Genomic DNA, 25,248 nt, shown 5'->3' on the forward strand with positions numbered 1-25,248 from the left:
AATCCTTATTGATGCACGGCGAGCTGATAAGCCGTGTATTTACGAATGTTGATCACGCCGGTGTCGAAAATCAGGTATTGGCCCTTGATCCCCAGCAGCGTGCCTTCGGCAATCGGGTTCTTGTCCAGGTTGAAACTGACGATTTTCGCCGGGTATTGCTCGACGGGATAGCGGATTTCGAGAGGTTCTACATCGGCAATCGTCTGAATTGCCTGTAGGCCAAATCGCTCCTGCAGGCCCTGCAAGCCTTCGGCGCAGCTTTCGAACAGCTGATCGCGCACCTGTGGCAGATTCACCGACACCGCGTCGCCCTTGAGCAGCGCGCGCCAGTTGGTTTTATCGGCTACTTGGCTGCGAAACAGATCTTCAACGAAACCGGACTGCTGGCGCGTCGACACACGCATGATCGGCAATGCCTGACTGGCGCCCTGATCGAGCCAGCGTGTCGGCAACTGCGTCGCGCGGGTGATGCCGACCTTGATCCCCGAAGAGTTGGCCAGATAGACCACGTGATCGGTCATGCAGAACTGCTCGCCCCACACGGGATCGCGGCAGGTGCCGGCGTCAAAGTGGCAGCGCTCCGGGCTCATGATGCACAGGTCGCACTGCGCCAGTTTGGTCATGCACGGGTAGCAATAACCCTGGCTGAAACTGGTTTTGGTCTTGCGCCCGCAATGGGTGCAATGGATCGCCCCGAGAAATTCCAGACGCAGGGTGCTGCCGATCAACGGATTGACCGGCACCTCGACGTCATCCAGACGAAACGCGTACTGCACGTTCGGCCCGTCCAGGCGCGCCGACATTTTGCTGATTGCACCGCGGCCAATCTCGATCAATGGATGGCATCCGACTTGAACAGGATGTTCGGCACTTCGATCGACTTCGACGCACATTCCTGCGGGCCCATGTAACCGGTGCGCTGGTCTTCAGGCAGGTTCTGGATTTCCCAGGCGATCATCGCCTGCAACGACAGCTCGCGCTGCTCGGCGGTGAGTTTGTTGCCATCGGACCATTTGCCGATTTCCACGGCCAGTTTCAGGCTTTCGTAGATGTCCGGGGTGATGTTGCTGATCATGTCGTTGAAAGAGGACATCAGGGTCTCCGTGCTCTTTACTGAAACAAAAATTTTAGACGGCCAGTTTACGGCGGTTATACAAACCGCCCAACAAACCGGTGAAGCATCCGATGAGTAACCCGCTGAGGTGCGCGGCGTTGGCGATCTGGCCGAAACCGATCATGGAAATCAGCCCGGACATGCACACCACCAGCCACACCAGCATCATCACCAGCACGCCGCGCGGCAGGCGATAGGCCGGGTTCGGCGACAGCAGCTGGAAGATCCAGCAATGTCCGAGCAAGCCGTACAACACGCCAGACAATCCGCCGAACAGGCTCGGGCCGCTCCAGACGAATTGCGCATAGTTGGAGACGAGGCTGAACAGCAGCGTCAGACCAATCAGGTTGATGCTGCCCTGGCGCGATTCGATGCGCCGCCCCAACTCCCAGTACCACATGCCGTTCATGGCCAGGTGGAGGATGCCGAAGTGGATCAGCATCGGCGTGACCAGTCGCCACCACTGCCCTGCCGCAAGGCTGTCGGCCAACGGAGTGAAATGGATGTACTCGCCGATCACGCGAAAATCGAGGAAGGTCAGCCAGCGTAGGGTTTCCAGGTTTTCTCCAAGGAATGTCAGGCCGGCAACGATCAGGCTCAACAGCAGGATGAAGCCAGTGGCTTTGGCATGTTTCAGTTGTTCGGCAAAGCCTGGACGCTTCGCGGTCTCGCCGACCGTAATGTCCAGTTGCTGATCGGGATCGCCGGCCGGAAAACGCTCGTACAGCGAGCGCACGTCTTCGCTGATTTCAGCAGGCGCCCACAGCACTTGCTCACCGGCCTCCTCACTGACGCGATGCGGGACCTGCATGCGCTGCAGCAGTTTGACGAAACCGCTCAAGTCCACCGCCAATGGCAGACGTAATACCGCGACCGCACTCATTGCAGCACCTCCGGCCGCTCGACATCGACCCAGACAAATTTTTGCGGATCCAGACGTGCTTCCTGATCCAGACGATAGGCCACCAGCTTGCCGTACAGCACCGCGCTGTAATCCAGGCACGCGAGGTTAGGCCGGATCGGCTCGGGTTTGCCGCTGCGCCAGTAATGGCCGACGAAGAGCAACGGTTCGTCGACGCCATAGCGCAGCAGCGAGCTTCTTTCGCGCGAGGTCAGCGGCGTCTGCGCCACCGGCTCTGGCAGCGCATCAGGCTGGAAGACGATGTCGCCGTAGGTTTTCGGGTCGTCTTCCCAGAACTTGGTGCGGAAGAACGAACGCACCAGTCCGTCGCCGCTGGTCATGGTCAAACCGCCCGGCAGGCGCATGTCGGTGCCGCGCAGCAAGCGGTCGAACACGGTGCAGGCAAAGCTGCCCGGCACGGCCGAGGCTTGCAGAAAGTGTTCATCGATGCAGCCGTCGGGGAACAACGCGCGCAGCGGTTCGATCAGCCCCGCATCCCAACAGGCATGCACGACCCGGAAACGCCCGGCATCGACAAACAGCGGCAGTTCGTAGAACCAGCGCTGAAAATCGTGCCAGTCGCCGGGATGATCTTCGAACTGGCTGAGGGTTTCGTGGAGCAGGCGCGCGTGGCGCGGCGTGTGTTCGCGCACGAACTGCTTGCCGCTGCCGGGTGGCGCCGGCGTGCCCCAGCCCAGAGCGTTGAATTCGTGGTTGCCCATGATGCACAAGGCCTGGCCGGCCTCGACCATGTCGTGAACGATGTGCAGCGCCTCGCGAATGCGCGGGCCACGGTCGATGATGTCGCCGACAAACACGGCCATGCGTGACGGATGCCGCCAGACCCCGCCCTGCTTGTGATAACCGAGGCGATCAAGCAAATGTTCGAGGGTCAGGGCGCATCCGTGCACGTCACCGATCAGGTCGTAACTGCGCGCGGGATCGAGCATCAGTCGCCTCCGCCCCCCAACTTGCTGCCCCAGCCGAGCTTCGTCCGGCAGACTTCATAGTAGTTGTGGTCCAGCGGATGAATCAGGCGCAGCTTCTGCGCTTTCTTGCTGACGGTGATGGTGTCGCCCGGCGCGCAGGTGAAATGGTTCTGCCCGTCGCAGGAGACTTGCGGATAGATCTGCATGTTTTTCGACACGACGATTTTCAGCTCACTGTTGCCGTCGACCACAATTGGCCTGCTCGACAACATATGGGGATACATCGGCACAATCACAATGGCGTCGAGCTTGGGATGCATGATCGGCCCGCCGGCAGACAGCGCATAAGCGGTGGAGCCGGTCGGGGTGGCAACGATCAGGCCGTCAGCCTTTTGGCTGCAGACGAACTGGCCGTCGATGTACAGCTCGAACTCGATCATTCGCGTCGATTTGCCGGGGTGCAGCACCACGTCGTTGAGCGCATCGCCCTGGCCGATGGCCTCGGCATGCCGGCGCACTTCGGCTTGCAGGAGGAAGCGGTTTTCCACCAGATAATGGCCATCGAGGACCTTGGCAACTTCGACTTCCAGCTCGTCCGGGCGAATATCGGTCAGGAACCCGAGGCTGCCACGGTTTATGCCGAGCACCGGGATATTGTGTTTGGCCAGCGCTCGGGCAGCGCCGAGCAGGCTGCCGTCGCCGCCGACGACAATGACCATGTCGCAGACTTCACCGAGCATCTTGCGCGACGAGGTTTGCAGGCCATGACCGGGCAGCACTTCAGCGATGGTGTCTTCGAGGATCACATGCAGGTGACGATCGAGCAGAAAGCGTTTCAGTCGGCGGACGGTATCCAGCACCTGGGAACTGCCCAGGCGTCCGATGATGCCGATATTACGAAATTGCTCCATGGGACCTCTGCGGACAATCGAAAACGCGAAAAACACGATTATGGGCGAAAGCCTGCGATAGACAAAATCCTTTCAGCCTCAAGGGCGTGCTCGCGTTTAAGGCTATGCTCGCAAGATGATCGTATTTCCTGACTTGCTCCAGTTGCCCCATCAATTACGCCACCCGGAAGTGCGGGATCTGGCCTGGGTGATTCTCGCCCCGCCCATGCTCGCCACCACGCCGTGGCCGCAACGCCATCCCCTGGCCGGAAGCGACTGGGTCAACGATCCGCATCGCCTGGAACAATGGTTGCGCCAGCTCGACCGCGACAGTTATGGCTTGCTGCAATGGTTGTTGCAGGCGCGCACGCGGCGTCTGGGTCTGTATTACGAGCGGCTGTGGCAGTTCGCCGTGGAGCATGCTCCGGGCATTGAACTGATCGCGGCCAACCTGCCGATCCGTCGCGAGGGCCATACCCTCGGTGAGCTGGACATGTTGCTGCGTGACCGCGACGGTGTGCATCACCTGGAACTGGCGATCAAGCTCTATCTCGGCCCGCAGGATGGCGACGGCAACGATCCGGCGCAGTGGTTGGGGCCGGGTTGTCATGATCGACTGGACCGCAAACTCGCGCATCTGGCGCAACATCAGTTGCCGATTTCGGCACGTCCGGAAAGCCGCGAAGTGCTGGCGGCGCTGGACATCGAGACGTTCACCGCGCAGTTGTGGCTTGGCGGTTATCTGCTGTACCCGTGGCCGGGGCAGGCGGCATCACCGCAAGGCGTGCATCCGCAGCATTTGCGCGGCAGCTGGCTGCATCAGAAGGACTGGCCGGCGTTCGTCGCGCAACGCCCGGCCGGACGCTGGCAACCCCTGCCCCGCCACGCCTGGCTGGCGCCGGCGCATTACCCGGCGGATCAGGTCTGGGCGGATGAGCATTTGCGCTTGTGGCTGGAGGATCTGCCAGCGCTGGCCCCGGCGCAATTGATGGTGCGGTTGACCGAGAATGCGCAGGGCGAATGGGAAGAGGCTGAGCGGTTGTTTCTGGTGGCCGATCTTTGGCCGAATGTGCCGGGGCAGGGCTGATGTTTTTATGGTGTTTGTGCCGGCCCCATCGCTAGCAGGGCTAGCGATTGGGGCCGATGCGATTAGAGGGATAAACGCACCGCCAGCGCCGCCAATGTCACCAACAACACCGGCACCGTCAGCACAATCCCGACCCGGAAATAATACCCCCAACCGATATGGATGCCCTTGCGCTCCAGCACATGCAGCCACAACAACGTCGCCAGGCTGCCGATCGGCGTAATCTTCGGTCCCAGGTCGCTGCCGATCACGTTGGCGTAGATCATCGCTTCCTTGATCACCCCGCTGGCCTGACTGGCATCAATCGATAACAGGCCGATCAGCACCGTCGGCAAATTGTTCATGATCGAGGACAGTAACGCCGTCAGCACCCCGGTGCCCATGGCGGCGCCCCACACCCCGTGACCGGCGAACACATCCAGCCAACCGGCGAGATAACCGGTGAGCCCTGCATTGCGCAGGCCGTACACCACCAGATACATGCCCAGCGAGAAGATCACGATCTGCCACGGCGCTTCTTTCATCACCTTGCGCGTAGAAATCTTGTGGCCGCGCGCGGCTATAGCCAGCAGCAGTGCGGCACACACTGCTGAAATGGCGCTGATTGGAATCCCCAGCGGTTCGAGCGCGAAGCAACCGATCAGCAGAATCGCCAACACCGCCCAACCGGCATAAAAGGTCGCCCTGTCATGAATCGCGGTGTGCGGGTTTTCCAGCTGATCGGGATCGTAGGTGGCGGGAATATCGCGGCGAAAAAACCACAACAACATGCCCAATGTCGCTGCCACGCTGACAAAGTTGACCGGCACCATCACGGCCGCATAACGGTTGAAACCGATGTGAAAAAAGTCGGCCGACACGATGTTGACCAGGTTCGACACCACCAGCGGCAGGCTTGCGGTGTCCGCGATGAAACCTGCCCCCATGACGAACGCCAGCGTCGCCGCCGGGGAAAAACGCAGCGCCAACAGCATGGAAATCACGATCGGCGTGAGAATCAGCGCCGCGCCATCGTTGGCAAACAGCGCCGAAACGAGCGCGCCGAGCAACACCATAAAAGCAAACAGCTTGCGCCCGTTGCCCTGCCCCCAGCGCGCCACATGCAACGCCGCCCAGTTGAAGAAACCGGCCTCGTCGAGTAGCAAACTGATGACGATCAGCGCAACAAAGGTGCCGGTGGCGTTCCAGATGATTTGCCAGACCAGCGGGATGTCCGTGAGATGGACCACGCCGAAGATCAATGCCAGCACGGCGCCCAAGGTTGCACTCCAGCCGACGCCGAGGCCTTTGGGTTGCCAGATGACAAGGGTAATGGTCAGCAGGAAAATCAGTGATGCAGCGAGCATCGCAACAGCCTTGTTCAAATGTAGTTTTCAGAGCGTTCAGGATACCTGTGGCGAGGGAGCTTGCTCCCGCTCGGCTGCGCAGCAGTCGCAAGTCCGTCGCACACGGTGTGTCAGTAGAATGCAGAGGGGCCCGCTTCGCGACCCAGCGGGAGCAAGCTCCCTCGCCACAAGGGTTCTCAGGCTGGCCTATTTCTTGTGTTGCTCTACGAACAGCCCGTACGCATCGATAAATTTCTGCAGGAACGGTTTCACCGAATCGCTCAGCTTGCCCGCGTCATCAAACGCATTACCCGCGCCGCCCAGATAGGCTTCCGGCTGTTGCAGACAGTGGATATCAAGGAATACGAACGTCTGGCGCAGGTGCTGGTTGGCGCCGAAACCGCCGATGGCGCCAGGCGAAACGCTGATCACTGCGCCAGGCTTGCCGCTCCAGGCGCTCTTGCCGTAAGGACGGGAACCGACGTCGATGGCGTTCTTCAACGGTGCCGGGATCGAGCGGTTGTATTCGGGCGTGACAAACAGCACCGCGTCGGATGAAGCCACTTTCTGACGGAAAGTGCTGTAGGCTGCTGGCGGGGAATCGCCGTCGATGTCTTCGTTGTACAGCGGCAGGTCACCGATCTCGACGATCTCGAGCTTGAGATTGGCCGGTGCCAGTTCGGCAAGGGCCAGTGCCATTTTGCGATTGATCGATGCTTTGCGCAGGCTACCGACCACTACGGCGACGTTGTAGACATTGCTCATGGAAGACTCTCGATGGTCCGTGGGAAGAGTCGCTAGTTATAGATGATCCGGTCACGGTTTCACCAGTGGTCTTCGGTTTTTCCTGCGGCAAGAATATTTTTTTCGTGTAAGAAAACTTACCGAGCTTGATGAAGGTCTACCAAGCCGCAAATCAAGCGTTTTATCTCCAGAGGTTCTAAGCAGATGGCAGCAGTACTCGTCGGTCAGTTTCATGCAAGAGATGCGGAAGGCCGCGTTTATTCCGTGCATGAATTCCAGGAATCGAATCCGTCTGCAGACGGTTCCATTGGCTCGGAGCCGATTTACAGACTGGCCATTGGTGATCGGATCAAAAAGATCAATGACCAGACGTTCGAACTGGTTCAGTCGGGCATCACCCTGACCCGTGAACCTGAGCCAATCGCCGCTTCATAACTGTGCGTTATGAGCAGAAGTCAGATGTGCAGACTTGGGGTAGGATTCAGCCACTGACCCCACCGGCTGAACATGGACTTCACGCATGCGTTTACGCCACATAGAAGTGATTCAGGCGCTTTTGCAGACCGGTCACCTGGGCACCGCCGCCGAATGGCTGCAGTTGCCGGTGACCGAAGTCGAAGAGCGTTTGCGTGAAGCCGAGAGTCAGTTGGGGTTCATGCTTTTTGCCAGCGTACGGGGACGTTTGCAATCGACCCCAGAAGCGCGGGCGCTTCAAGTCGAGATCGCCCATGTCTACGAAGCGCTGGAGCCAGTGCAGCGTTTGGCCAGCAGCCTTAAGCAATACCTCGCCCCGCCCTTGCGTATCATCGGCACCCCGCCGCTGGCCCAACAATTATTGCCACAAAGCCTCGCCGCACTGCGCCGACGTCTGCCGGACGCGCCGTGCAGTCTGCTCAGTGCTCCGACTCGTGACATCGTCCGCAGCCTGTTATTGCGCGAAAGCGATCTCGGTTTGAGCCTGCACGATCCCGAACACGCTGATATCGATTGCCGGCCGTTGGCCCAAGGCAAGTTGCAACTGCTGGCACCCCACGGCTGGTTGCAGCCGAAACAGAAATATCTTTCCGTACAGGATCTGGCCGGCCAAGCGATGATCGGCCTCGAAGGCCACGACCCGCTGAGCCCCGCGCTGGACAACAAGCTTCAGGCGTTGCGGCCGGCACCGAGCATTCAGACCCGGGTACAGACTCACCAGATGATGCGCAGCATGGTCGAGGCCGGCGAAGGTCTGGCCATCGTCGATCCATTCACCGCTCTGGGCGCCCGCGCCGGGGGGCTGGATGTCTGCCCGCTGTCGCCCGCCGTGCCGATCAGCGTCTACGCGCTGACCTTCAAACACGCCGCGCCGTCGTCGGCCATTCAGGCGTTGCTGGCGATCATCACGGAACAAGCCGAGGCGATGTTGTCGAGCTGAGCGGGTTTTCCAGCGGGTTATCGAACAGTCGATACCAGAACAACGCCATTTCCGCGGTATGAGGGTCGATGCCGCGGTAGCGCAGTTGATCGACGCCACCAATTACATAACCGCAGCGCTCATACAACCGACAGGCGCCGAGGTTGTTGTTCTGGGTTTCGAGCATGATCCCCGGCAGTTTCTTCTTGCGACTCCAGAACTGCGCTACATCAAGCAACGCTTTCGCCACACCGTGCCGCCGCGCGGGTGCGTGCACCGCAAGCTCGTCGATATGGGCAAAACCGTTCCAATTGGTGCTGATCACCAAATGGCCGACCGGCTCGTCGTCGAGATAGGCCATGAAGATCGCGCTATCAGGTGCATCGTGAAAGGCGCTGAATTCTTCGGGATCGATGCCATAGCACTTGCGGTACGGCACGATCGGCGTGATCTGCCACTGATCGACCGGCGTTCCGATCACCGCAGCCCCATAAGCGGACACCTCGAAACTGAAGTCGCTGCCCCAGATATAGGGCGCGAAGCCTTCATCGGCGACGCGGACCGACAGGCCTGGATATTTAGGATTCATGACCGGTTGCATGCTGGGAAAGGTCCTCATTCCTTGACGCAATCGACGGTGTAGTGCCGCCCATTGCCTTCGTCTTCGTGTTGCAAGCCATGCACATCCGCGACAAAACCGGGAAAGCTGCTATCGAACGTGCGAGCGAATTTCAGGTAATCGATAATCGAGCGAGTCGCCTCGGTAAAGCGCTCGCCAGGTATGATCAACGGAATGCCCGGCGGATACGGCACCAGCATCACCGCTGCAATCCGCCCCTCCAGCTCGTCGATTGGGACGGCCTCAACCTCGCCACGAACCAGATTATCGTATGCGTGGGCTGGCTTCATGGCGATTTGTGGCAACACGGTATACATCCGTTTCAAGTGTTTGGCCGTGGCATTGCTGCGGTAACAGGCGTGCAATTGATCACACAAGTCGCGCAGGCCCATACCGCGATAACGCGCGGTGTCTTGTTGCGCCACGCACGGCAGGCAAGTATCGAGCCGCACGTTAGCATCATAGCTGCGCTTGAACTCCAGAAGTTCGGTGAGCAGCGTGCTCCATTTGCCCTTGGTGATGCCCATCGAGAACAACACCAGAAATGAATACAGACCGGTTTTCTCTACCACCAGTCCGCGCTCCCAGAGAAACTTGCTGACCACCGCCGCCGGAATCCCGTTTTCGCTCAAGGCGCCACCGGCATTGAGCCCTGGCATCACCAGCGTGACCTTGATCGGGTCGAGCAACACGTAATCATCACTCACCTCGGCGAATCCGTGCCAGTCGGCGTCCGGCTGCAGCAACCAGTCTTCGGAGTGCACCCGGTCAATCCCTTCGACACCCGGCGGCTGCCAGATCGAGAACCACCAATCGTCGGCGGCAATGTGCTGGCGCAAATTGGCCAGTGCGCGACGAAAACTCAGCGCCTCGTCGAAGGTTTCCTGCAACAGCGAACGCCCGGCCGGGCCTTCCATCATTGCCGACGCGACGTCCAGCGAGGCGATGATGCTGTATTGCGGCGACGTCGATATGTGCATCATGAACGCTTCGTTGAATCGATCGCGATCCAGCTGTCGCGCACCGCCGTCCTGCACATGGATCATCGAAGCCTGACTGAACGCCGCCAGCATCTTGTGGGTGGAATGGGTGGTGAACACCAGCGGACTGTCTTCACTGCGCGCGGTGGCCATGCCGTAGCGCCCGGCGAAAAATTCGTGAAACGCCGCATAGGCATACCAGGCTTCGTCGAAATGCAAGACTTCGACACTGTTGCCCAGGCTTTGCTTGATCAGCTCAGCGTTGTAACAGAGCCCGTCGTAGGTCGAGTTGGTGACCACCGCCAGTTTGACTTTCGGCTCCCGGCCCTGGGTCAGTGGGCTGGCATTGATCTTCGCCTGAATCGCCTCGCGACTGAATTCACTCAGCGGAATCGGGCCGATGATTCCCAGTTCGTTACGCTCCGGGCACAGATATAGCGGGATCGCGCCAGTCATGATGATCGCGTGCAACACCGATTTATGGCAGTTGCGATCCACCAGAACCAGATCATCACGGCCGACCATCGAGTGCCAGACAATCTTGTTGGCGGTCGAAGTGCCATTGATTACGAAAAACGTGTGGTCCGCGCCAAAATTGCGCGCCGCCCGCGCTTCCGCTTCGGCAAGCGGGCCGGTGTGATCGAGCAGCGAGCCAAGCTCCGGCACCGATACCGACAAGTCCGAACGCAGGGTGTTTTCGCCGAAAAACTGATGAAACGCCTGCCCGACCGGACTCTTGTGATACGCCACACCACCGCCGTGGCCGGGCGTGTGCCAGGAATAATTGGAATCGGCGGTGTGCTGCACCAGCGCTTTGAAAAACGGCGGCAGCAAACCATCCAGATATTTGCGCGCGGCGCGAGCCACCTGTCGCGCGAGAAACGGCACGGTATCTTCGAACAGATAGAGGATGCCGCGCAATTGGTTGAGTTCTGCCATGGCATCGGCCGGGGCATTTTCCAGCGTCACTTGCTCGCCCAAGGCAAAGATCGGCAGATCCGGCGCGCGCACCCGGGCCAGGCCGATCAATTCGGCCATGTTTTGCAACAAGTGAGAATGGGTGCTGGCGTCTTCGGCGGCGATCAGCATGCACGCCAGCCCATGATGGGTCGATGCCACCAAGCGCCCTTCGGCGTAATCGGTGGCCGAAACGATACTGAAACCTTCCTGCTCCAACTCCCGGGCAATGCCCCGGATGCGGTCACCGGCGACCGTGTCGGCCTTGACGTCGCGATGGACGATCAACACCGGAAACTTCAAATCTTTGTACATGGGGCTCAGTGTCCTGAGGCGGCAGCGCTGAATCTGCCAATGCACTCAGGGTAGAGGGTTGCAGCGAATGTGGCGAGGGTGGCAACTTGGCTTCATTGCGCCAAAAGCAAAAGATCGCAGCGTGCCGCAGCTCCTACAGGGGATCACATTCCAATGTAGGAGCTGCGGCACGCTGCGATCTTTTGATCTTTCAAGCCTGAGCGTCAGCCTCGGCAATCTGCGTCCACATCGCCGGCGCTCCCGCCGATTTGGCGATGATTTCGAGCCGCACCAGATGCGCCGCCAGCTCTTCTTCGGTCGCGCGAATGATCGGCGCTGGTCGGCGATCGGCCGGCAGGCGACGGATTTCCGTAGCGGAGTTGTCAGCGCCCTCGCCCGTGCCGTTGCCATCAGAGGCGTTGCCGGCCAGCGACAGGCTGGTCTGGCCACCGGTCATGGTCAGGTAGACGTCGGCGAGGATCTCCGAGTCGAGCAAAGCGCCGTGCAACTCACGGCCGGAGTTGTCGACGCCGTAACGTTTGCACAACGCATCGAGGCTGTTGCGCTGACCCGGATGACGTTCGCGGGCCATCATCAGGGTGTCGAGGATCGAGCAATGCTGAGTGATGTCGGCGCGGTCGTGCTGGCCCATCAAGGCAAATTCGTTGTTGATGAAGCCAACGTCGAACGCCGCGTTATGGATGATCAGCTGCGCGCCTTTGATGAATTCGAAGAACTCATCGGCGACCTCGGCAAAGCGCGGCTTGCCGACGAGGAATTCGTTGGTGATGCCGTGAACGCCGATGGCGCCTTCATCGCTTTCGCGATCCGGTTGCAGGTAAACGTGAAAATGCCGCCCCGTCAGGCGCCGACCGATCAGTTCGACGCAACCGATTTCAATGATCCGGTGACCATCGGTCACCGGCATGCCGGTGGTTTCGGTATCGAGTACAACGGATCTGGTAGCCATCAGTGCTCAGCTCTCAACGGGTCAATCGTGCAAAAGCGCGGATGTTAACACGCCAGACACACAACCCTGTAGGAGCTGCCGAAGGCTGCGATCTTTTGATTTTCAAGGGCAAGATCAAAAGATCGCAGCGTGCCGCAGCTCCTACAGGGGAGGTGCATTTCAATGTGGGAGCGAGCCTGATTGTGAATGGCCACACCACGGTTGGAAGCGAAATCAGCTCTGCTTGTACCCGCGAACCTCATCCACCCCACGATTGGCCAGTTGGTCGGCCCTTTCGTTGCCGTGGTGACCAATATGCCCGCGCACCCATTTCCAAGTGACTTTGTGGCGGTTGACCTGTTCGTCCAGCTCTTGCCACAGATCGGCATTCTTCACCGGCTCTTTCGCGGCAGTCTTCCAGCCGCGCTTCTTCCAGTTGGCCATCCACTCGTTGATGCCCTTCATCACATACTGCGAGTCGGTCACCAGCAGCACTTCACATGGACGTTTCAATGCTTCAAGGCCGCGAATCGCGCCGAGCAGTTCCATGCGGTTGTTGGTGGTGTTGGCTTCGCCGCCCCACAGTTCCTTTTCGACACCCTTGCACACCAGCAAGGCGCCCCAACCGCCCGGGCCGGGGTTGCCCTTGCACGCGCCGTCAGTGAACAGCTCTACGGTGTCGACGCTTTCAACGTTTTCGCTCATGCCACTTTATCCAGAAAAATGCCTGCCTCGCCGATCACGGACCGACGATGGCCGAGGCCGGAACAACAGTCCGGCCGCTAATTAGAAAAAGAGTTACGGTTCGATGCGGCGGCGATTGACCTTGGCCATCGGCAGCGGGATCAGCTTGCCCATCGGCTCGCGGCGCTCCTGGCGCAACGGTCTGAGCCCGACGACGATCTTGCGCGCCACCAATAAATAGAAGCCGCCGCCCGACAGCTGCCAGTCGCCAGCCTTGCGTTCCCAGCCGGCCAGTCGCGCCTGCCACTTGGGCGATGCGAGCGGCGGACGATAGCACCCGAAGCGGCGTTTCTCCAGCGCGAAGCCCAGCAGATTGAGCCAGTCCGCGACCCGCGACGGCGAGATGCAGCGCGCCTGACGCATGGCGTCGTTAGCGAAAGCATGGCGCAGGCCCCACGTGCTCCACGGATTGATCCCGACGATCAGCAAATGCCCGCCGGGCCGCACGCTGCTCGCCGCTTCACGCAGCAAACCGTGGGGCGACAGACAGAAATCCAGGCCATGCTGCATTACCACCACGTCGGCGGCGTGCTCGCTGAGCGGCCAGGCCTGTTCTTCGCAGACAATTTCGACGCCGGGCAGCGGCGCCCCCAGACGCACATTGCGCTGCACCTGCGGCGCCGACGGCGGGGTTTCGGCCGATGGCCCGTAATGCACCAGATAGCCGCCGAAGAACCGCCCGAGCTCGTCGTCGAGCATGCGTCGTTCCTCATTCAGCAGAAATTGTCCGAGCGGCCCGGACAGCCATTCCCGCGCGGCGCTGATCAACGCCAGCCAGTCGGGATCAGCCTGAGCGAACGCTTTATCGGTCATGTCATTCTCCAACGCGCCAGGAACTACTAAGATGCGCCAATGTTTTCCGCTTGGCGAATTCCGACGATGATACAGATCACTGCCCTGCCCGCGTTCACCGATAACTACATCTGGTTGTTACAGGATCATCGCACCCAGCGTTGTGCCGTGGTCGATCCGGGTGATGCCAGCCCCGTACTGGCATGGCTTGAAGCCCATCCGGGCTGGGTCTTGAGCGACATCCTGATCACTCATCATCATCACGACCACGTCGGCGGTGTCGAGCGTTTGAAAGCGGCGAGCGGCGCAACGGTTTATGGCCCGGCCAGCGAAAGCATTCCGGCGCGCGACGTTGCGCTCAAGGATAACGATAGCGTCAGCGTGCTCGGCTGGGACTTCGCCGTTTACGCGGTCCCCGGTCACACCTTGGGACACATTGCCTATTACCACCATGGCTTGCTGTTCTGCGGCGACACCCTGTTCGCCGCCGGTTGTGGTCGCCTGTTCGAAGGCACGCCAGAGCAGATGCACCAGTCGCTCAGCCGTCTCTCGACCCTGCCGGAAGATACCTTGGTCTACTGCACCCACGAATACACATTAAGCAATCTTAAATTCGCCGCTGCGGTCGAGCCGGGCAATCCGGACATCGCCGCCCGTCTGGAAAAAGTCACTCAACAGCGGCAGAACAGCGTTATGACGCTGCCTTCGACGCTGGCCCTGGAAAAGCTTACGAATCCATTTTTGCGCACCACTGAAACATTGGTTACACAAAAAGTGGACGAACGGGCGGGCGCTCAAAACCGGGCGCCGAGTGAGGTTTTTGCGGTGTTGCGGGCCTGGAAAGATACGTTCTAAGTACCGCTTCGCCTGGTCCGAAAATTCTCAATGGTTGACCGCAGGGGGTGCGCTTTCTAGAATCGCCCGACATTTTTGCCCGGAACTTACTTCCAGCCAATGTCGTCATCCATACGTAAGTCCGTCAATTCAGATGCATTCACCCGCCTGGCGCAAGCCATCGCGGTGGCTGTGTCCGCCACCCTGGCGGGCTGTTCCAGCCATGCTCCGCAGACTGAAGCGACGCACACGCCGAACATTGCTGCGCGAGCCAAGCAGAAGCCGATCTGGCTGACCGAGAAGCCCACGCCCGTGGCGCCCCAGGACATCTGGGAACGCATGCGCCAGGGCTTCCAGTTGCAGGAAGGTCTTGGCGTGAACCCGCGCATCGAGCAACAGCGCCTGTGGTTCGCCAGTAACCCCTCTTTCCTCGAGAATGCCGGCGAACGCGGCAGCCTCTATATTCACTACATTGTCGAACGCCTCGAAGAACGCAACATGCCGCTGGAACTGGCGCTGCTGCCGGTGATTGAAAGCGCGTACAACCCAATGGCCTATTCCCGGGCCGATGCCGTTGGCCTGTGGCAGTTCATTCCTTCTACCGGGCGTTATTTCAACCTGCGTCAGACACGCTTTTACGATGGCCGTCGCGATATCACGGCGTCGACCACCGCCGCGATGGATTACCTGACCCGCCTGCACGACATGTTCAACGGCGACTGGCTGCTGGCCCTGGCGGCGTACAACGCCGGCGAAGGTACGGTCAGCCGCGCCATCGAGCGCAATGAAAAGCTCGGCTTGCCGACTGACTACTGGAACCTGCCGCTGCCGGCGGAAACCCAGGCGTACGTGCCGAAACTGTTGGCACTGTCGCAAGTAGTGCTGGCGCCGGAAGCGTATGGCGTGAACCTCAATCCGATCGCCAACGAGCCGTACTTTCAGGTCGTCGAAATCAACCAGCGCATGGACCTGTCGAAGGTCGCTGCGGTGGCCAACATCGATGAAGACGAACTGTTCCAGCTCAACCCGGCATTCAAGCAGCGCACCACCATCGACGGCCCGCAACACTTGCTGGTGCCGACATCGAAAGCGCAGTTGCTGACGGCCAGCCTGCAGACCATGCGTCCTGACGAACTGATCAGCCCGCGCTCGCTGAAACCGGTGTTCGAGGGTGCCGATCCTTCCGAAGTGGCGCAGCTCAAGCGCGCCTATCGAGTGAAGCGTGGCGATAACCTCGGTTCCATCGCCAAGGCCAACAAGGTCGAAGTGAAGGATCTGCAACGCTGGAACAAGTTGACCGGCAAGAACCTCAAGGTTGGTCAGACCCTGGTGATGCAAGACAACACCAAGCGTGCCCCGGCGCGCAAATCGGGCCGGGTCAATACCGTCATCGCCGCCAACAGCAAAACCAAAGGCAAGGACGACAGCCAGCAGCAGACCCAGTACAAGGTCAAACGCGGCGACACGCTATATGTGGTGGCCAAGCGTTTCAATGTGCAGATGCAGCATCTCAAGCGCTGGAATCCGGGTGCGGGCAAGGCATTGAAGCCGGGGCAAATGCTCACGGTTTATCAGCCGCACTGACAGAAGAGCCCCTGAATATTCAGGGGCTTTTTTTGGTTCGGATTTTGTGGCGTGCTTTAGATCGATCCCCCTCACCCCAGCCCTCTCCCCCAAGGGGGCGAGAGGAAAGGGAGCCGATCGCAGGCTTTTCAAAATCTGAGTTCGCCTCGGTATCGCATGTCGGTGCAATTCGCCGAAACACCGCAATCAGTCCCCTCTCCCTCCGGGAGAGGGCTAGGGTGAGGGGCTGTTCAAAATCTGGGTTCAACTCGGTATCGCACGTCGGTGCAATTCGCCGAAACACCGCAATCAGTACCCTCTCCCCCAGGGAGAGGGCTAGGGTGGGTAAAAACCGGATACATCCTTTACGTTTGAGACCGGGGACATGGTTTACAGGTATCAATCGTGGTCAGGAGGTGCTGACCATGCCCTGGAAACAAGAGTCCCCAATGGATCAACGAGTAAAGTTAATCAGCGATTGGCTTAGCGGCAGCTACACCAAAAGCCAGTTAAGCCGGCGGTATGGTGTCAGCCGCCCTACCATCGACAAGTGGTTGGACCGATACGCAGCGTTGGGCGTTGATGGTTTGAAAGAGCAGTCGCGCAAGCCGCTGAACTGCCCTCATCAAACTTCCGACGAAATCATTGCCAAGTTGTTTGCCAAGAAAAACGAACATCCCGATCGAGGGCCCAAACAGATCATCGATCGCCTGCGCGTTTCCGATCCGCATATCCAGTGGCCGGCGGCGAGTACTGCCGGAGAGTGGTTGAAGAAAGCTGGTTTGGTCATGGCGCGACGACCTTATCCCCCACGTCCCCGTGCGCCAACGCATTTGCGTCCGGTCGACGCGCCCAATCAGACCTGGTGTGCTGATTACAAAGGGCAGTTCAAAATGCAGGACGGTAACTGGTGCTACCCGCTTACCATTACCGATCAGATGAGCCGCTTTTTATTCGTCTGTCGAGCTTTGCCCAGTACGCATGGCGCGCCGACGCGGGAAGGCTTCGAGTGGGCTTTTCGAGAATATGGGCTGCCGGATGTGATCCGCACTGACAATGGCGCTCCTTTCGCCTCGACAGGACTGGCGCGACTTTCGAAGTTATCAGTTTGGTTCATCAGGCTTGGAATCCATGTCGAAACGATTACGCCTGGCCGTCCCGACCAAAATGGTCGACATGAACGGATGCATCGAACGCTAAAGGCAGCGGTGCCACCTGCGGAAAACCTTGTGCGCCAGCAGCTGGCTTTTCAGGATTTCATCCAAGACTTCAACCACCACCGACCCCACACCGCGCTGGGCATGAAACCGCCAGCTTCGGTCTATAGCCCGTCGGAACGTGCTTATCCCGGTCACTTGCCTGCCCTTGAATACGGCTCTGATGTTGAAGTACGCAAGGTTCGGTCAAATGGTGAAATCAAATGGAAAGGACAGCTGATTTTTCTCGGAGAGGCTTTGATTGGAGAGGACATCGCGTTGAAGGAAGTGGCAGATGATGCTTGGGAGCTGTACCTTTGCAGCCACTGTTTAGGCAGGCTTGAACACGGCGCTAAACGCGTAGCAAGCCTGTAAAGGTGTAAACGATGTCCCCGGTCTAATTTGTAAAGGATGTACCGGTCTCTACAGTGAGGGGCTCTTTGCGCAAGCGATTAACCCCGCATTAACCCGCTATCTTTTTCCTGTCCAGACAAGCTGTTACTGTACGGCCCACAAAGCCCAAGCCGCTGGATCGGATCTGACTTGAAGCGTGCCCTCCTCCTGCTCCTGATCAGCCTGGCCTTGAGCTCAACCGCAAGCGCGACGATTACCGAAAGTCATGGTTATGCGCAGTTCGGCACGCTCAAGTACCCGGCCAGATTTACCCACTTCGACTGGGTCAACCCGCAAGCGCCCAAGGGCGGAACGTTGCGGGTGATGGCGTTCGGCACCTTCGATACGGTCAATCCTTACACCTTCAAAGGCACCAGCCCGGTCACCACTGCTAATTTCCTTCAGTACGGTATCAACGAGCTCAACGAGCCGCTGATGGTCGGCACCGGCCAGTATTCACCATCCGGCGACGAACCCGCCTCAAGCTACGGCCTGATCGCACAGTCGGTCGAGTACAGCGAAGATCGCAGCTGGGTGGTGTTCAATTTGCGCCCTGAAGCGCGCTTTCACGATGGGACGCCGATCACCGCCTACGACGTGGCGTTCTCCTATCGCCTGTTGCTCAAGGAAGGTCATCCGCTGTACCGCACCGCCCTGCAAGAAGTGCTGCGGGTCGACATTCTCAACAAACAGCGCATTCGCTTCGTCCTCAAACGCTCGGGCAATCCGCTGCTGATTCTGCGCCTCGGCGAATTGCCGGTCCTGCCGCAGCATTACTGGAAAGATCGCGACTTCAAAGCCACCACTTTCGAACCGCCGCTGGGCAGCGGGCCGTATCGCATCACCTCGGTAACGCCGGGGCGCCAGTTGATCTTCGAACGGGTCAAGGATTATTGGGGCAGAGACTTGCCGGTGAATCGCGGCAAGTACAACTTCGATCGCATGGAAGTCGAGTTCTACCGCGACAGCGACGTCGCGTTCGAAGCCTTCAAGGCCGGCGAGTTCGACATCTACATCGAGCACCAGGCGAAGAACTGGGTCAACGGCTACAACTTCCCCGCCGTGCGCCGTGGCGAGGTGATCAAGGCGCAGATCCCGCATCACATCCCGACGCAGAGTCAGGGCCTGTTCATGAACACCCGCCGGGCAACCTTCGCCGACGTGAAAACCCGCGAAGCGCTGGGCCTGATGTTCGATTTCGAGTGGACCAACCGGGCGCTGTTCAGCAACGCCTACAAGCGCACCACCAGCTATTACCCCAACAGTGAATTCAGCGCCAGCGGCCTGCCGGTCGGGCATGAATGGCTGATGCTCAAACCGTACAAGGATCAACTGCCGGCCAGGCTATTCACCGAGCCGTTCACCTTGCCGCAAACCGATGGGCGCGGCATCCCCCGCGAAACCATGCGCAAGGCGTTGGCACTGCTCGCCGAGGCGGGCTGGAAGCTCCATGGCCAGCGCCTGCAGAACGCCAGCGGCCAACCGCTGCGCTTCGAACTGCTGCTGGTCAATCCGAGCCTGGAGCGCCTCTATCAGCCCTACATCGAGAACCTCAACAGCATCGGCATCGACGCGCGCCTGCGCACCGTAGATCGCGCCCAGTACAAACAGCGGCTCGATCAATTCGATTTCGACATGATCTCGATGACGCTGGGCCAGACCCTCAGCCCCGGCCTGGAGCAGTGGCAGTATTTCCACTCCAGCCAAGTGAACGTCAAGGGCAGCAAGAATTACGCGGGCATCGCCAACCCGGTGGTCGATCATCTGCTTGAACAACTGCTCGCCGCGCGCACCCGCGATGAACAGGTCGCTGCCGGCAAGGCGCTCGACCGTGTGCTGCTCTGGCAGCATTACAGCATTCCCAACTGGTACCTCAATTATCACCGTCTGGCCTACCGCAACCGGTTGGCCTTTGTCACCACGCCGCCCTACACACTGGGCCTGAGCGCGTGGTGGCTGAAGTCTTCGGAGAAAGATCAATGAAGCCTATCCGCGCCCTGCTCGTGCAGGCCAGCGGCTTGCTGTTCGCCGGGCTGGCCTGCGCCGCGCCGCAACACGCCGTGACCTTGTACAACGAGCCACCGAAATATCCGGCCGATTTCAAGCATTTCGATTACGTGAACCCCGATGCGCCCAAAGGCGGAGTTTTCCGTCAGGCCGGTTTTGGAGGCTTCGACAGCCTCAATCCGTTCATCAGCAAAGGCGTGCCCGCCGATGACATCGGGCAGATCTACGACACCCTGACCAAACACAGCCTCGACGAACCCTTCACCGAATACGGCCTGATCGCCAGCAAAATCGAGAAAGCCGACGACAACAGCTGGGTGCGCTTCTATTTGCGTCCGCAAGCACGCTTTCACGATGGCCACCCGGTGCGCGCCGACGATGTGGTGTTCAGCTTCGACACGCTGACCAAGGAAGGCTCGCCGATGTTTCGTGGCTACTACAGCGACGTTGCCGAAGTGATCGCCGAAGATCCGTTGAAAGTGCTGTTCAAGTTCAAGCACAGCAACAACCGCGAGTTACCGCTGATCCTCGGCCAGTTGCCGGTGCTGCCAAAACACTGGTGGGCTGAACGCGATTTTGCCAAGGGCAACCTGGAAATCCCCTTGGGCAGCGGCCCGTACAAAGTCGCTGAGGTGAAGGCCGGGCGCTCGGTGCGTTACGAAAGGGTCAAGGATTACTGGGGCAAAGACCTGCCGGTCAACCGTGGCTTTTACAACTTCGACACGATGACCACCGATTACTACCGCGACAACACCGTCGCCCTTGAAGCGTTGAAGGCTGGTCAATTCGATTACTGGCTGGAGATGACTGCGAAAAACTGGGCCAACGCCTACAACATTCCAGCGGTCACCGAGGGCCGGTTGATCAAGGAACAGATCGCCAACAGCAACCCCACGGGCATGCAAGGCTTCGTTTACAACCTGCGCCGGCCCGTGTTCCAGGACGTGCGCGTGCGGCAGGCGCTGGCCTTGTTGCTGGATTTCGAATGGACCAACAAGCAACTGTTCAACGGCGCGTATTCGCGCACGCGCAGTTATTTCGAGAACTCGGAAATGGCCGCCACCGGCCTGCCCGATGCCGAGCAACGGGCGATCCTCGAGCCGTTCCGCAGCAAACTGCCGGCCCAGGTCTTCAGCGAAGCCTACGAAAACCCGAAAACCGACGCCAGCGGCATGATCCGCGCCCAGCAGCGCGAGGCCTATCAATTGCTGCAAGAGGCCGGCTGGAAGATCGTCGACGACAAAATGGTCGATGCCACGGGCAAGCCGGTGGTCATCGAATTCCTCCTCGCCCAGACCGAATTCGAACGCGTGCTGCTGCCGTTCAAACGCAATCTCAGCGACCTCGGCATCGATCTGGTCATCCGCCGTGTCGACGTCTCGCAATACATCAACCGTGTCCGCTCGCGGGATTTCGACATGATGGTCGGCAGCTTCCCGCAGTCCAACTCGCCGGGGAACGAGCAACGCGAATTCTGGATGAGCGCGGCGGCCGACAAATCCAGCAGCCGCAACAGCATGGGCCTGAAGGATCCGGTCGTTGATCAACTGGTCGAGAGCCTGATCAATGCCGACTCGCGCAAAAGTCTGGTGGCCCACGCCCGCGCGCTGGATCGTGTGCTGCAGTGGGGTTACTACGTGATTCCCAACTGGCATATCAAGACCTGGCGCGTAGCTTATTGGAATCACATTGGCCACCCGAAGGTGTCGCCCAAATACGACATCGGCATCAACACCTGGTGGGTCAAGCCTGACGCCAAACCCGCCGTAGAAGTCGAAACCCAACTGCAAGCCGACCCTGCGGGCACGGAGTAATCAGATGCTGGCGTATATTTTTCGGCGACTGCTGCTGATCATTCCAACCCTGTTCGGCATTCTGCTGATCAACTTCGTGATCATCCAGGCCGCGCCCGGCGGGCCGGTCGAGCAGATGATCGCCAAGCTCGAAGGTTTCGAAGGCGCCACCAGCCGGATCGCCGGCGGCGGCGCTGAAGTGGCGGTTGCAGGCTCGTCCTATCGCGGCGCGCAGGGGCTGGACCCGGCGCTGATCAAGGAAATCGAGCACATGTACGGGTTCGACAAATCGGCCCCGGAACGTCTGTGGATCATGGTCAAGAACTACGCGAAGCTGGATTTCGGCGACAGCTTTTTCCGCGACGCCAAGGTCATCGACCTGATCAAGGAAAAGATGCCGGTGTCGATCTCGCTGGGGCTGTGGAGCACGCTGATCATGTACCTGGTGTCGATCCCGCTGGGGATCGCAAAGGCGACGCGGCACGGCAGTCACTTCGACGTCTGGACCAGTTCGGCGATCATCGTCGGCTACGCGATTCCGGCGTTTCTGTTCGCGATCCTGCTGATCGTGGTGTTCGCCGGCGGCAGTTATCTCGACTGGTTCCCGTTGCGCGGGCTGACCTCGAACAACTTTGATGAGCTGAGCTTCGGCGGCAAAATCCTCGATTACTTCTGGCACCTGGCATTGCCGGTGACCGCACTGGTGATCGGCAACTTCGCGACCATGACGCTGCTGACGAAAAACAGCTTCCTCGATGAAATCAACAAACAGTACGTGGTCACCGCCAAGGCCAAAGGCCTGACCCGCCATCGCGTGCTTTACGGCCACGTGTTTCGCAACGCCATGTTGCTGGTGATTGCCGGGTTCCCATCGGCATTCATCGGCATCTTCTTCACCGGCTCGTTGCTGGTCGAGGTGATCTTTTCCCTCGACGGCCTCGGCCTGATGAGTTTCGAAGCGGCGATCAACCGTGACTATCCGGTGGTGTTCGGCACGTTGTTCATCTTCACCTTGCTTGGGCTGGTAGTGAAGCTGATCGGCGACCTCACCTATACCTTCGTCGATCCGCGCATCGACTTCGCCAGCCGGGAGCATTGAGATGAACCTGTCCCCTCTCAATCGCCGCCGCTTCGAACTGTTCAAGGCCAACAAGCGCGGCTGGTGGTCGCTGTGGCTGTTTCTGATCCTGTTCGGCCTGAGCCTCGGCGCCGAGCTGATCGCCAACGACAAGCCGCTGGTGGTGCATTACGACAACAATTGGTATTTCCCGGCGATCAAGCGCTACCCGGAAACCACTTTCGGTGGCGAATTCCCGCTGGAGGCCAACTACAAGAGCCCCTACATCCGCGAACTGCTCAAGGCCAAGGATGCCTGGGTGTTGTGGGCGCCGATTCCCTATAGCTACCAAAGCATCAATTACGATCTGAAAGTCCCGGCGCCGGCACCGCCCTCGGCGGACAATCTGCTCGGTACTGATGATCAGGGCCGCGATGTGTTGGCGCGGGTGATTTACGGCTTCCGTATTTCGGTACTGTTCGCGCTGACGCTGACGGTGTTGAGCTCGATCATCGGGGTGATCGCCGGTGCGCTGCAGGGTTTTTATGGCGGCTGGGTCGATCTGGCCGGGCAGCGTTTTCTGGAAATCTGGTCGGGGCTGCCGGTCCTGTATCTGCTGATCATTCTGGCCAGTTTCGTCCAGCCGAATTTCTGGTGGCTGCTGGGGATCATGCTGTTGTTCTCGTGGATGAGCCTGGTCGACGTGGTGCGCGCCGAGTTTCTGCGCGGGCGCAATCTCGAGTACGTTCGCGCGGCGCGGGCGCTGGGCATGCAGAACGGCGCGATCATGTTCCGCCATATCCTGCCCAACGCGATGGTCTCGACCATGACCTTCATGCCGTTCATCCTCACCGGCGCCATCGGTACTCTGACCGCGCTGGACTTCCTCGGCTTCGGCTTGCCGGCCGGCAGTCCGTCGCTGGGTGAACTGGTCGCGCAAGGCAAATCCAACCTGCAAGCACCGTGGCTGGGCATGAGTGCCTTTGCCGTGCTGGCGTTGATGTTGAGTTTGCTGGTGTTTATCGGCGAGTCCGCTCGCGATGCCTTCGACCCGAGGAAGTGAAATGAATCAGGACAATCTGATCGAAGTGCGCGACCTCGCCGTCGAATTCGGTTTCGGCGAGCGCGTGCATCGCGTCGTCGAGGGCGTGAGTTTCGACATCAAGCGTGGCGAGACCCTGGCGCTGGTTGGCGAATCCGGCTCGGGCAAATCGGTGACGGCGCATTCGATCCTGCGCCTGCTGCCCTACCCCATGGCGCGGCATCCGGCGGGCAGCATCAATTACGCCGGGCAAAATCTGCTGGGTCTGAGCGAAAAGACCCTGCGCCACATTCGCGGCAACCGCATCGCGATGATTTTTCAGGAGCCGATGACCTCGCTGAATCCGCTGCACTCGATCGAAAAGCAGATCAACGAAGTGCTCGGCATTCACAAGGGCCTGAGCGGCAAAGTCGCGACCAAGCGTACTTTGGAACTGCTGGAGATGGTCGGCATTCCCGAGCCGCACAAGCGCCTCAAGGCCCTGCCCCATGAATTGTCCGGTGGCCAGCGCCAACGGGTGATGATCGCCATGGCGCTGGCCAACGAGCCGGAATTGCTGATCGCCGACGAGCCCACCACGGCTTTGGACGTGACCGTTCAGCTGAAAATCCTCGATTTGCTCAAGGAACTTCAGGCTCGATTGGGCATGTCGCTGCTACTGATCAGTCACGATTTGAACCTGGTGCGAAGAATTGCGCATCGCGTATGTGTCATGCAGCGCGGTTGCATCGTCGAACAGGCATCGTGCGCGGAGCTGTTCCGTTCGCCGCAGCATCCGTACACTCGGGAACTGCTCGGCGCGGAGCCCAGCGGCGGCCCGGTGAGCAATGAAATTGGCGCGCCGCTGCTCGAAGTCGAGAACCTGAAAGTCTGGTTTCCGATCAAGAAAGGCCTGCTCAAGCGCACGGTGGATTACGTCAAGGCAGTGGACGGCATCAATTTCAGCCTGCCTCAGGGCCAGACTCTGGGGATTGTGGGAGAAAGCGGTTCCGGCAAATCCACCCTCGGTCTGGCGATTTTGCGCCTGATCGGCAGCAAAGGCGCGATCCGCTTTGAAGGCAAGCAGCTAGACTGCCTGACGCAGAGTGAGGTTCGCCCGTTGCGGCGGGAGATGCAGGTGGTGTTTCAGGACCCGTTTGGCAGCCTGAGCCCGCGCATGTGCGTCAATGACATCGTCGGCGAAGGCCTGCGGATTCACAAGATGGGTACCGCGACCGAACAGGAAGCGGCGATCATTGCGGCATTGAAGGAGGTAGGTCTGGATCCGGAAACCCGGCACCGCTACCCCCACGAATTTTCCGGTGGGCAACGGCAGCGAATTGCCATTGCCCGGGCTCTGGTGCTGAAACCGGCGCTGATCCTGCTGGACGAGCCGACTTCGGCGCTCGACCGCACGGTGCAGCGGCAAGTGGTGGAGCTGTTGCGTTCACTGCAAGCCAAGTACAACCTGACGTATTTGTTCATCAGCCATGATCTGGCTGTCGTCAAAGCGCTGAGCCACCAGTTGATGGTGGTCAAGCATGGCCAAGTGGTCGAACAGGGAGACGCGCAAAGTATTTTTGCCGCCCCCCAACATCCGTATACACAGCAGTTGCTGGAAGCCGCTTTTTTGGCACCAGCCACTGCGCAATAACCTGAAAGAGGA

Annotated in this window: 23 protein-coding genes; 11 read left to right on the top strand and 12 right to left on the bottom strand. The window is 59.6% G+C overall.

All coding sequences use genetic code 11. The features are described 5' to 3' along the window. Nucleotides 1–5: 5 nt before the first annotated feature. The 5 genes from EL257_RS16035 to EL257_RS16055 are packed head-to-tail and all read right to left on the bottom strand — an operon-like array spanning nt 6 to nt 3,855. Nucleotides 6–836, bottom strand: a complete 831-nt coding sequence (locus EL257_RS16035; RefSeq protein WP_126364246.1) for a DUF2797 domain-containing protein — start codon at nt 834–836, stop codon at nt 6–8. Continuing rightward, a complete protein-coding gene (locus tag EL257_RS16040; RefSeq protein ID WP_042609561.1) occupies nt 833–1,093 on the bottom strand; it encodes a YeaC family protein in 261 nt (86 codons plus the stop codon). The genes EL257_RS16035 and EL257_RS16040 overlap by 4 nt, the downstream gene beginning before the upstream one ends. 34 nt (nt 1,094–1,127) lie before the next feature. Beyond that, nucleotides 1,128–1,997 (bottom strand): rhomboid family intramembrane serine protease, encoded by an 870-nt coding sequence (locus EL257_RS16045; RefSeq protein WP_126364248.1) that lies wholly within the window; start codon nt 1,995–1,997, stop codon nt 1,128–1,130. Next, on the bottom strand, nt 1,994–2,965 hold the full coding sequence (locus tag EL257_RS16050; protein WP_126364249.1) for a metallophosphoesterase: 972 nt from the start codon (nt 2,963–2,965) through the stop codon (nt 1,994–1,996). Before EL257_RS16050 ends, EL257_RS16045 begins: the two co-directional genes overlap by 4 nt. Further along, the gene (locus tag EL257_RS16055) at nt 2,965–3,855 is read right to left on the bottom strand and encodes an NAD(+) kinase (RefSeq protein ID WP_003224174.1); all 891 of its coding nucleotides are present in this window, start codon (nt 3,853–3,855) and stop codon (nt 2,965–2,967) included. Before EL257_RS16055 ends, EL257_RS16050 begins: the two co-directional genes overlap by 1 nt. 115 nt (nt 3,856–3,970) lie before the next feature. Here EL257_RS16055 and EL257_RS16060 point away from each other — a divergent pair, with 115 nt between their 5' ends. Continuing rightward, a complete protein-coding gene (locus EL257_RS16060; protein WP_126364250.1) occupies nt 3,971–4,921 on the top strand; it encodes a DUF1853 family protein in 951 nt (316 codons plus the stop codon). Between the two features lie 62 nt (nt 4,922–4,983). Here EL257_RS16060 and EL257_RS16065 read toward each other — a convergent pair whose 3' ends face one another. Together EL257_RS16065 and EL257_RS16070 are read right to left on the bottom strand one after the other, a co-directional pair. Further along, nucleotides 4,984–6,267, bottom strand: a complete 1,284-nt coding sequence (locus EL257_RS16065; RefSeq protein WP_126364251.1) for an arsenic transporter — start codon at nt 6,265–6,267, stop codon at nt 4,984–4,986. A gap of 186 nt (nt 6,268–6,453) precedes the next feature. Then, entirely contained in the window at nt 6,454–7,011 is a 558-nt protein-coding gene (locus EL257_RS16070; RefSeq protein WP_126364252.1) for an NADPH-dependent FMN reductase, read from the bottom strand. 183 nt (nt 7,012–7,194) lie between these two features. Here EL257_RS16070 and EL257_RS16075 point away from each other — a divergent pair, with 183 nt between their 5' ends. Further along, nucleotides 7,195–7,425, top strand: coding sequence for a hypothetical protein (locus tag EL257_RS16075; protein WP_126364253.1), 231 nt, complete (start codon nt 7,195–7,197; stop codon nt 7,423–7,425). An 85-nt stretch (nt 7,426–7,510) separates the two neighbouring features. After that, the gene (locus tag EL257_RS16080) at nt 7,511–8,404 is read left to right on the top strand and encodes a LysR substrate-binding domain-containing protein (protein WP_126364254.1); all 894 of its coding nucleotides are present in this window, start codon (nt 7,511–7,513) and stop codon (nt 8,402–8,404) included. Here EL257_RS16080 and EL257_RS16085 read toward each other — a convergent pair. The 5 genes from EL257_RS16085 to EL257_RS16105 form a co-directional block, all read right to left on the bottom strand. Further along, a complete protein-coding gene (locus EL257_RS16085) occupies nt 8,370–8,984 on the bottom strand; it encodes a GNAT family N-acetyltransferase (RefSeq protein ID WP_126364255.1) in 615 nt (204 codons plus the stop codon). The genes EL257_RS16080 and EL257_RS16085 overlap by 35 nt on opposite strands. Before the next feature lie 14 nt (nt 8,985–8,998). Continuing rightward, the gene (locus tag EL257_RS16090) at nt 8,999–11,254 is read right to left on the bottom strand and encodes an Orn/Lys/Arg decarboxylase N-terminal domain-containing protein (protein ID WP_126364257.1); all 2,256 of its coding nucleotides are present in this window, start codon (nt 11,252–11,254) and stop codon (nt 8,999–9,001) included. 190 nt (nt 11,255–11,444) lie between these two features. After that, nucleotides 11,445–12,203, bottom strand: coding sequence for a DNA polymerase III subunit epsilon (dnaQ, locus tag EL257_RS16095; RefSeq protein WP_126364259.1), 759 nt, complete (start codon nt 12,201–12,203; stop codon nt 11,445–11,447). A 213-nt stretch (nt 12,204–12,416) separates the two neighbouring features. Continuing rightward, on the bottom strand, nt 12,417–12,887 hold the full coding sequence (rnhA, locus tag EL257_RS16100; protein ID WP_126364262.1) for a ribonuclease HI: 471 nt from the start codon (nt 12,885–12,887) through the stop codon (nt 12,417–12,419). Nucleotides 12,888–12,980: 93 nt separating this feature from the next. After that, on the bottom strand, nt 12,981–13,739 hold the full coding sequence (locus EL257_RS16105) for a class I SAM-dependent methyltransferase (protein WP_126364264.1): 759 nt from the start codon (nt 13,737–13,739) through the stop codon (nt 12,981–12,983). A 66-nt stretch (nt 13,740–13,805) separates the two neighbouring features. Here EL257_RS16105 and gloB point away from each other — a divergent pair, with 66 nt between their 5' ends. The 8 genes from gloB (at nt 13,806) to EL257_RS16145 (ending at nt 25,236) form a co-directional block, all read left to right on the top strand. Continuing rightward, on the top strand, nt 13,806–14,573 hold the full coding sequence (gloB, locus tag EL257_RS16110; protein ID WP_126364266.1) for a hydroxyacylglutathione hydrolase: 768 nt from the start codon (nt 13,806–13,808) through the stop codon (nt 14,571–14,573). 99 nt (nt 14,574–14,672) lie between these two features. Beyond that, nucleotides 14,673–16,136, top strand: a complete 1,464-nt coding sequence (locus tag EL257_RS16115) for a transglycosylase SLT domain-containing protein (RefSeq protein WP_126364268.1) — start codon at nt 14,673–14,675, stop codon at nt 16,134–16,136. A 404-nt stretch (nt 16,137–16,540) separates the two neighbouring features. Next, on the top strand, nt 16,541–17,686 hold the full coding sequence (locus EL257_RS16120) for an integrase core domain-containing protein (protein ID WP_126361162.1): 1,146 nt from the start codon (nt 16,541–16,543) through the stop codon (nt 17,684–17,686). 168 nt (nt 17,687–17,854) lie between these two features. Further along, nucleotides 17,855–19,687 carry an extracellular solute-binding protein gene (locus tag EL257_RS16125; protein WP_126364270.1) on the top strand — a complete coding sequence of 611 codons (1,833 nt, stop codon included), beginning with the start codon at nt 17,855–17,857 and terminating at the stop codon, nt 19,685–19,687. Then, the gene (locus EL257_RS16130; protein WP_126364272.1) at nt 19,684–21,525 is read left to right on the top strand and encodes an extracellular solute-binding protein; all 1,842 of its coding nucleotides are present in this window, start codon (nt 19,684–19,686) and stop codon (nt 21,523–21,525) included. Before EL257_RS16125 ends, EL257_RS16130 begins: the two co-directional genes overlap by 4 nt. Nucleotides 21,526–21,529: 4 nt before the next feature. Continuing rightward, nucleotides 21,530–22,603: a microcin C ABC transporter permease YejB gene (locus tag EL257_RS16135; RefSeq protein WP_126364274.1), complete on the top strand. Its 1,074-nt coding sequence runs from the start codon at nt 21,530–21,532 to the stop codon at nt 22,601–22,603. Between the two features lies 1 nt (nt 22,604). Then, the gene (locus EL257_RS16140) at nt 22,605–23,624 is read left to right on the top strand and encodes an ABC transporter permease (RefSeq protein ID WP_064587187.1); all 1,020 of its coding nucleotides are present in this window, start codon (nt 22,605–22,607) and stop codon (nt 23,622–23,624) included. 1 nt (nt 23,625) lies between these two features. Then, entirely contained in the window at nt 23,626–25,236 is a 1,611-nt protein-coding gene (locus tag EL257_RS16145; protein WP_126364276.1) for an ABC transporter ATP-binding protein, read from the top strand. The last annotated feature ends 12 nt before the right edge of the window (nt 25,237–25,248 follow it).

The organism is Pseudomonas fluorescens (genome assembly GCF_900636825.1).
Taxonomy (GTDB): Bacteria; Pseudomonadota; Gammaproteobacteria; order Pseudomonadales; family Pseudomonadaceae; genus Aquipseudomonas; species Aquipseudomonas fluorescens_BG.